Consider the following 6,656-nt stretch of genomic DNA (forward strand, 5'->3'; position numbering starts at 1 on the left):
TGTCCCGCCGCCACGGGGGCCACCCGTGGCGGTGGCGGCGGTGGCGGTCTCGACCCGTCGTAGGCGTTTTTCGCCCCCGCCGCGGCGAAAGAAATTCGAGACATCCGCGTTGGCGGTGTGGATTTTTTCCCGGCCGGCCGTCGTTCGCCCGCCGCGTATAACGTCATCACCATGTCCACCGACTCCGACCGACTGCTGGTGCAGCAAATCCGCGCGGGCGGGGCCGCGGCCGACGCCGCGTGGGAGGAACTCGTCGCCCGGTACGAGGGGCGGCTCGGGGCGTTCGTCCGCCGCCGCCTCCGCGACCACGCCACGTCCGACGACGTGGTGCAGGAGACGTTCATCGGGTTCCTCAACAGCCTGACGAACTACGACGACAAGCGGGACCTGCAGACGTGGCTGTTCACGATCGCGTCGCACAAGGTCACGGACCAACTGCGGAGGATCGGCCGGCGGCCGTTCGCCACCGGCAGCGAGGCCGACGAGGAGATGATGGGCAAGGCGTCCGACGAGCGGCAGCGGCCGGCGTCCAGCCTCGCCCGGAGCAAGGAGCGGATGGACCTGGAGCACGACGCCGTCGCCCGCTGCCTGCGGGACATGGTCGGCGCGTTCCGGCAGAAGGGCGAGTACCTCCGCATCCAGGTGCTGGAGTTGCTGTTCGTGAAGGGGTGGGCGAACAAGGACGTGGCGGCGTTCGTCGGCGTGAACGAGCAGCAGGTGGCGAACTACCGGTTCGCGGCGGTGAAGAAGCTGACCGAGCAGATGAAGGCCGCCGGCTTGCCGGTGGACGTGTTCCCGGAGCTGGTGCTGCCGGACGAGGGGTAGGAACTACTTCGCGAGGGCCGTCCGCGACGCGGCGAACGCCACGAGCCACTGCCGCTGCTCGCGGGTTTCGGGCACGCCGCACGTCCGCGCTTCACTCGCCTGCCGGATCGCTGTTTCCACTTCCGTACCACCCGTCACGAGCAACGCGATGGCGACCAGGGCCGCGCGGCCGATCCCCTGCCGGCAATGAATCGCGACGGCCGCCCCGTTCGCCAACCGATCGTCGAGCGATGCCACCAGGGCGGCGAACTCGTCGGTCTTCGGCGGCACGCCGCGGTCCGGGATCGGCAGCCGATAGAACCACAGGCCGGCGGATTCGCAGTGCCGTTGCTCGTCGCCTAACTCCAGGGCGGCGATTTCGTCGTCGGTCAACAGCGATACCACGACCGAAACGCCGGCGCGTTGCCAAGCGCGGATTTCGTCTTCGAGCCAGTCCCCGCCGCGGGGTCGGGGCATAATCGCCAACCGCCCCGGCCACGGGCCGGGAATCCAGTACAGGTCGGTACGCATCGCGCCCCTCAAATCCCTACAACCGCCGCACGCCGTCCGGTCCCGGCTCGGTTTTCGCGCCCGGCAATTCTTGCGGACTGTGACGATTTGACCGGTCCGTGAAACCGTCCTACCTGTTGGGTAGCCAACCGCCCGCCGTTATCAGTACGCCCATGCTGAAACTCTACGACGAAAAATTCGCCGCCCCGTCGGACACGACGATCCCCGGCCTCGCGCAACGCCGCGTCTGGCAGGCCCCGGACGTGACCACGCACTCGCTCGTCGTCCTCACCCTGCCCCGGCTGTACCTCACGCCGATGACCGGCACGCCGAAGACGGACGTGATCAGCCAGGTCCAGACGGTCCGGGCGGTGGACGCGTTCCTCGGGCCGCTCGCCACGGCCATCGACTTGCACACCGTCCGCCGGGTGAAGCTCGACCTCGCGGACAACACGATCGCGCTCGACCACCACACGGCCCACGCCCCGCACGCGAAGACGGTCATCGGGTTCGCGTCCGCGGAGATCGCCGACGCGTTCTTCGCGAAGCTGTGGCGGCGGCTCGGCGACGGCTACCAGCTCAAGACGATCGCCCCGGAGTGGTGGACGCTGGCCCGCGTGCCGGTCGCGTTCACGGCCGCCGTCATCCTGTTCACGGCCGTCCTGGCGATGGCGCTGAACGCCGTGTCGGACGCCGGGGCGGACCGGCACGGGCTGGCCCGCGTGCTCCCGAACTGGCGGGCCGTGTGCGTCATCGGCGGCGGCATCGTGGCGTTCGCCCAGGTCTGGCTCTACCGCCTCTCGACCCGGCCGCCGGAGCGGCTGGAGTTGCACCAGGTTTGATCCCTCGCATCAGGACGGTCGAAATGCTCCGCGACGAGTTGGTTGACATCTTGGAACGCATCCCGGACGCGGACCACCCGCGGACGCAGTTGGTGATGAAGAGCGGGGCCATGCTGTCGCTGGACATCCTCGTCCGGCTGGAGCCGACGTACCTCGTCATGCGGGGCCGGGAGGCCGGCAACCAGGACGAGGGGCGGGCGTTCTTCCTGCCGTTCTCCGAGGTCGAGTTCGTCAAGATCGAGCGGATCATGTCGCTGGCCGAGATGGAGGCGATGTTCGCCGACCTGCCGGGGACGGTGAAGCGGTCCGGGCCGCGGGAGACGAAGGCGGACGTGGGGGCCGAGACGCCGCCGCCGGCCGCGGCCCCGGCGATGGACCCGGCGGCGATCGCCAAGCAGAACCTGCTCGACCGCATCCGGGCCGCGAAATCCGTCGTGACGAGCGCCGGCCGGCCGCTCGGGAAGTGACCGCGGGACGAGGCGCGAACGGCCGCGATCCGATGATCGCGGCCGTCGTGCGTTGTAGGGTGGGCCGAGGCTCTGGGAGGCCCACCGCGACCGCGAATGCCTAATCGGTGGGCCTCGAAGACTCGGCCCACCCTACGTCAGTCCTTCGGCAGATCGACGCCGTAGGCGGCCCGGTACTCGCGGGCCAACCGGTCGCGCAGCCCCGGCCCGCGGTCGTCGCGCCCGGCCCGCGCGACCAAGTCCTGGGCGACCTTCTGCGGGTAGCTGTCGCCGGCGTAGTGCCGGTCGAGGTGGTTGAGGGTCGTGGCCCGGTGCCGGTTCAGCTCCCACTTCCGCTCCGCGGCCGCGGACAACTCCAGCCGGCCGGCGATCACGTCGTCGAGAATCGCCTCGTTGAGCGCCGCCATGTCCTGGACGCCTTGCAGGTCGGCGTCGAGCTTCTGCGTCACCCGGTCCTCGGCCTGCAGCTGCCGCTCCAACCGGCCGATCTCCCACACGTCCAACCCCATCGACTCGACCAGCACCGGGTCGGCGAGGGCCGTCCCGGCGACGACCGCGAACGCGACCGGCACGGCCACGGCGAGCACTCGAACCTTGCGAACGCGAAACGACATCACTCTCTCCGGTCGGGCGCGGCGGCGTGCCGCGCCACGGGGTTAATGAACGAACCGAGGGAGAGGATTTTGCGGCCCGCGGGATGAAGAGGGCGCGAAGTTCGACCCAACCAATTCCTTCGCGCGACCGCGGCCGTCACCACAACTTGGGCGATTCCAGCTGGGGAAAATTCTTCCGGAACTCCGCCCCGACCTTCGCGAACACGGCGGCCCGGTCCGGGGCGTCCTTCGGCACCCCGGCGGCGACGAAGTCGAGGACGTTGCGGCCGGCCAACTCCCGGTCGCCCAGGCCGGGGTACATGTCGTGCAGGGCCTGGTGGATGCTCTCGCACGACGCGTTCAGGTGCTCGAACTCGTCGGTGATCGCCGCGAACGTCACCCGCCCGGCCAGGTAGTCCTTCACCAGCTCTTCCTTCATCATCCGGCGGTACTCGGACCCTTCCATCGTGGCGTCGAGTTCCTGCGAGTACCGCTCGTGGGCCTCCAACTGTTGTTGGTACTCGCCCACCCGCCACACGTCGTACCCGGCGGCCGTCAGCCACCCGGACGACGCGTACACGCCCCCGACCATCACGAGGGCCGCCCCGAACCGCCGCGCGTACCGCCGCATGGAACCTGTCTCAAAGGAGGACATCGACTGCGCGACCCGCAACCGTTGGGGTCGCTGTACATCGGGACACGGTGGCCGCCACCGTGAGGGGGTAGGTTCCGACACCGGATTAGACACCGCAAACACGGGGCCAGTTCCGACGGTTCCCGCAAATAATCCCCGCGGCCTTTGTTTTCCAGTCGTCTCGCGGCCGTGAAGGATTCGGGAACTTTTCGCACTGACGGTTTCGGTCGCACATCTGCGGCCGTTGGCGTCAGTGCCCCGGCGTCAACATTGTCGAAGGAATGCCCCTCGATTTTTTCCCCCCGCGCCGTGAAATTGTGTTGCGTTGGAAAGTTCGACCGGGACGTGAACAAAGGTGAACGATGAGCGCACCCGACGCGGGACCGCCGTGGCGGAACCCGACCGCCCTGCGAACGGCCGCGTGCGTCGTCGTCGTCCTCGCCGGCGGGTGGTGGCTGCTCGGCCAGCTCGCCGCCGTCCTGCGGCCGCTGCTCATCGCCGTGTTCCTCGCCTACGTGCTGCTGCCGTCGTACTCCCGGCTCCGCCGCGCGAACGTGTCCGCGCCGGTCGCGCTGACGGTCCTCGCCGGGTCGGCGCTCGGCCTGCTGTTCGTCGTCTCGATCTTCGTGTACGCGAACCTGCTGAGCCTCTACGACGAGGCCCCGGCGCTGAAGACCCGCGCGTTGGAACTGGCGGCCGACGCGCAGCGGGCGGTGACGGACCACGCCCCGGCGTGGCTCGCCCCGCCGCAGGGGTCGGACTCGAAGCGGCCGGAGGAGTTCCTCGCGGAGCGGATGCCCGGCGTGTTGCAGGACATGGTGAACGTGGCCCTCGGCGGGCTGGTCGAGGGGGCGGTCGCCGGGCTGTACCTATTGTTCTTGTTGATCGGCGCGGAGAAGCTGCCGGGTCGAATTCGCCAGGCGTACCCGCCGGACCGGGCGGAGGAAATCCTCGACGTGGCCGGGCGGATCAACTCGGCGATCATCAGCTACCTGAAGGCGAAGACGCTGTCGAGCCTGGTGTTCGCCGTCCCGGTGTGGCTGGTGCTGACGTTCTGCGGGGTGAAGTTCGCGGTGCTGTGGGCGGTGCTGACGTTCATCTGCAACTTCATCCCGTACATCGGCAGCGTCGTCGCGTACTGCGTGCCGGTGGCGTTCGCCGTGCTGCAGTTCGGCGGCACGGGGATGGCCGTCGGCGTCGCGGTGGGGTTGCTCGCGATTCACGTGGTGTGCGCGACGGTGATCGAGCCGATGCTGATCGGCCGGGCGGTGGGGCTGAGTCCGCTGATCGTGCTGGCGGCGCTGGCCGTGTGGGGCCTGCTGTGGGGCCTGCCGGGGATGGTGCTGGCCGTCCCGCTGACGGTGGTGGCGAAGATCGTGCTCGACCACATCGCGATGACGCGGCCGTTGGCGAAGATGATGGAGGAATAAATAGTAGTAGGCACACTCCGTGTGCCGTTTCCTTCATGCCGCGGAGAGTTCGTCCGGGTCGCTGCGACCCAAAGCAAACGGCACACGGAGTGTGCCTACTACTATGTCGTCGAGAACCGCACCTTCGGCTTCGCCGGCGCGTCGGCCGACTCCAGCGCCGCCGCCACGATGCCTTCCAGCAGCGCCAAATAGTCCACGAACCGCTTCGCCCCTTCGGCCGTCAAGCACGCCAGCGTCTGCGGCCGGCGGCCGTTCTTCCCCTTCGTGATCTCGACCAGCCCGGCCTCCGCGAGCGTCTCCAGGTGGCGGCTCAGGTTGCCGTCGGTCAGGTCGCACGCCGCCTTCAGGTCGTTGAACGTCAGCCCGTCCCGCTTCTTCAGCAGGCACGTCAGGATGCCCAGCCGGGCCTTCTCGTGCATCACCCGGTCGAGGCCGTCGAACGCCGGTTTCGACTCAGCCATCCTTCCGCTCCAGGTTCCAGTAGAGGATCGCCGCCGTCGCGGCCTGACCGACACCGAACGGCACGCCCATCGCCCACGGGGCGAACGCCGCCGACCCCTGCGAGAACGCCAGGTTGTACGTCCCGCACAGGAGGTAGAACACGGCCACCCACACGGTCGCGGTCGGCAGCAGCCGCCACGACGCGAACACGCCGAGGCTGAACACGACCTGCCACACGCCGGGGAGAATCCACGCCGCGTCGGTCGCGTGCCGCACGACGGCGACCGTCACCAGCAGCCCGGCCGCGAGACACGGGGCGAACTGCGCGACCGCGTGCCGGGTCAGCTCCCGGCGGATGACGTTCGCGGCGAACCAGTCCCGCTTGACGATCCGCACCCCCGCCGCTGCGAGGCCGAGGACGGCGGACGCGAACCAGAGCGCCAGATACGCCGCGAGGTTCTCCGCCGGCCGCGGGACGAGCACCGGCTGCGCGACGGCCGCGAGGACGGCGAGGCCGCCGGAGAACGCGACCGGGGCGGCCCGGTAGCCGCGGAACTTCTCCGTCGCGGCGACGGCCGCCCGGATTTCCGCGATCTGCGTCAGCGCTTCCCGCAGGTGCAAGAGAAAGCTCCGATGGGAGGGTCACTCGGCATTTGGAGAGTTTTGTTCCGCCCCCGATTGGACCCCGCCCGCCCCTCGAGTGTACACCTCAGCGGACGAAATCCCATCACGTTCTGCCAGTGTGTATGCCCGACGCTTCAGGGACGACCCGACGAAAAACACGACGGTCCCGATTGGGAAGACGACAGCCGAACTCGTCAACAGACTCCAGCCGAACCCACAAAGACCGCTGAGCAAGCCAACGACTGCAAGAGGAATTGCTAGAGGCTGTTTCATAACAGCTTATTGAGTGTGATGAAGGCCATGGCGAGTTC

General features: G+C 68.8%; 9 protein-coding genes. 4 read left to right on the top strand and 5 right to left on the bottom strand.

Annotated features, from left to right (window positions below; genetic code table 11):
- The first annotated feature begins 171 nt into the window (after positions 1-171).
- On the top strand, positions 172-825 hold the full coding sequence (locus AC5JJ2_RS03375; RefSeq protein WP_495856547.1) for an RNA polymerase sigma factor: 654 nt from the start codon (positions 172-174) through the stop codon (positions 823-825).
- A 3-nt stretch (positions 826-828) separates the two neighbouring features.
- On the opposite strand, the gene AC5JJ2_RS03380 is transcribed toward AC5JJ2_RS03375, so the two are convergent.
- On the bottom strand, positions 829-1,335 hold the full coding sequence (locus tag AC5JJ2_RS03380) for a phosphatase domain-containing putative toxin (RefSeq protein ID WP_495856548.1): 507 nt from the start codon (positions 1,333-1,335) through the stop codon (positions 829-831).
- 152 nt (positions 1,336-1,487) lie between these two features.
- On the opposite strand from AC5JJ2_RS03380, the gene AC5JJ2_RS03385 reads away from it, so the two are divergent.
- Both AC5JJ2_RS03385 and AC5JJ2_RS03390 read left to right on the top strand, forming a co-directional pair.
- Positions 1,488-2,156, top strand: a complete 669-nt coding sequence (locus AC5JJ2_RS03385; RefSeq protein WP_495856549.1) for a hypothetical protein — start codon at positions 1,488-1,490, stop codon at positions 2,154-2,156.
- Complete coding sequence (locus tag AC5JJ2_RS03390) at positions 2,153-2,623, top strand: hypothetical protein (RefSeq protein ID WP_495856550.1); 471 nt, start codon at positions 2,153-2,155, stop codon at positions 2,621-2,623. The genes AC5JJ2_RS03385 and AC5JJ2_RS03390 overlap by 4 nt, the downstream gene beginning before the upstream one ends.
- A 137-nt stretch (positions 2,624-2,760) precedes the next feature.
- Here the strand turns inward: AC5JJ2_RS03390 and AC5JJ2_RS03395 are convergent, their stop codons facing one another.
- Both AC5JJ2_RS03395 and AC5JJ2_RS03400 read right to left on the bottom strand, forming a co-directional pair.
- Positions 2,761-3,237: a hypothetical protein gene (locus tag AC5JJ2_RS03395; RefSeq protein WP_495856551.1), complete on the bottom strand. Its 477-nt coding sequence runs from the start codon at positions 3,235-3,237 to the stop codon at positions 2,761-2,763.
- A gap of 136 nt (positions 3,238-3,373) precedes the next feature.
- On the bottom strand, positions 3,374-3,847 hold the full coding sequence (locus AC5JJ2_RS03400; RefSeq protein WP_495856552.1) for a hypothetical protein: 474 nt from the start codon (positions 3,845-3,847) through the stop codon (positions 3,374-3,376).
- A 365-nt stretch (positions 3,848-4,212) separates the two neighbouring features.
- On the opposite strand from AC5JJ2_RS03400, the gene AC5JJ2_RS03405 reads away from it, so the two are divergent.
- Positions 4,213-5,280 (top strand): AI-2E family transporter, encoded by a 1,068-nt coding sequence (locus tag AC5JJ2_RS03405; protein ID WP_495856553.1) that lies wholly within the window; start codon positions 4,213-4,215, stop codon positions 5,278-5,280.
- Between the two features lie 101 nt (positions 5,281-5,381).
- Here the strand turns inward: AC5JJ2_RS03405 and AC5JJ2_RS03410 are convergent, their stop codons facing one another.
- Complete coding sequence (locus AC5JJ2_RS03410; RefSeq protein WP_495856554.1) at positions 5,382-5,741, bottom strand: transcriptional regulator; 360 nt, start codon at positions 5,739-5,741, stop codon at positions 5,382-5,384.
- Positions 5,734-6,342, bottom strand: coding sequence for a hypothetical protein (locus AC5JJ2_RS03415; RefSeq protein ID WP_495856555.1), 609 nt, complete (start codon positions 6,340-6,342; stop codon positions 5,734-5,736). Before AC5JJ2_RS03415 ends, AC5JJ2_RS03410 begins: the two co-directional genes overlap by 8 nt.
- Positions 6,343-6,656: the final 314 nt, after the last annotated feature.

The organism is Limnoglobus sp. (genome assembly GCF_059499385.1).

Coding starts and splice junctions, on each gene's coding strand:
- AC5JJ2_RS03385 (WP_495856549.1), top strand. CDS start 1,488: ATGCTGAAACTCTACGACGAAAAATTCGCCGCCCCGTCGGACACGACG.
- AC5JJ2_RS03400 (WP_495856552.1), bottom strand. CDS start 3,847: ATGCGGCGGTACGCGCGGCGGTTCGGGGCGGCCCTCGTGATGGTCGGG.
- AC5JJ2_RS03405 (WP_495856553.1), top strand. CDS start 4,213: ATGAGCGCACCCGACGCGGGACCGCCGTGGCGGAACCCGACCGCCCTG.
- AC5JJ2_RS03375 (WP_495856547.1), top strand. CDS start 172: ATGTCCACCGACTCCGACCGACTGCTGGTGCAGCAAATCCGCGCGGGC.
- AC5JJ2_RS03410 (WP_495856554.1), bottom strand. CDS start 5,741: ATGGCTGAGTCGAAACCGGCGTTCGACGGCCTCGACCGGGTGATGCAC.
- AC5JJ2_RS03395 (WP_495856551.1), bottom strand. CDS start 3,237: ATGTCGTTTCGCGTTCGCAAGGTTCGAGTGCTCGCCGTGGCCGTGCCG.
- AC5JJ2_RS03380 (WP_495856548.1), bottom strand. CDS start 1,335: ATGCGTACCGACCTGTACTGGATTCCCGGCCCGTGGCCGGGGCGGTTG.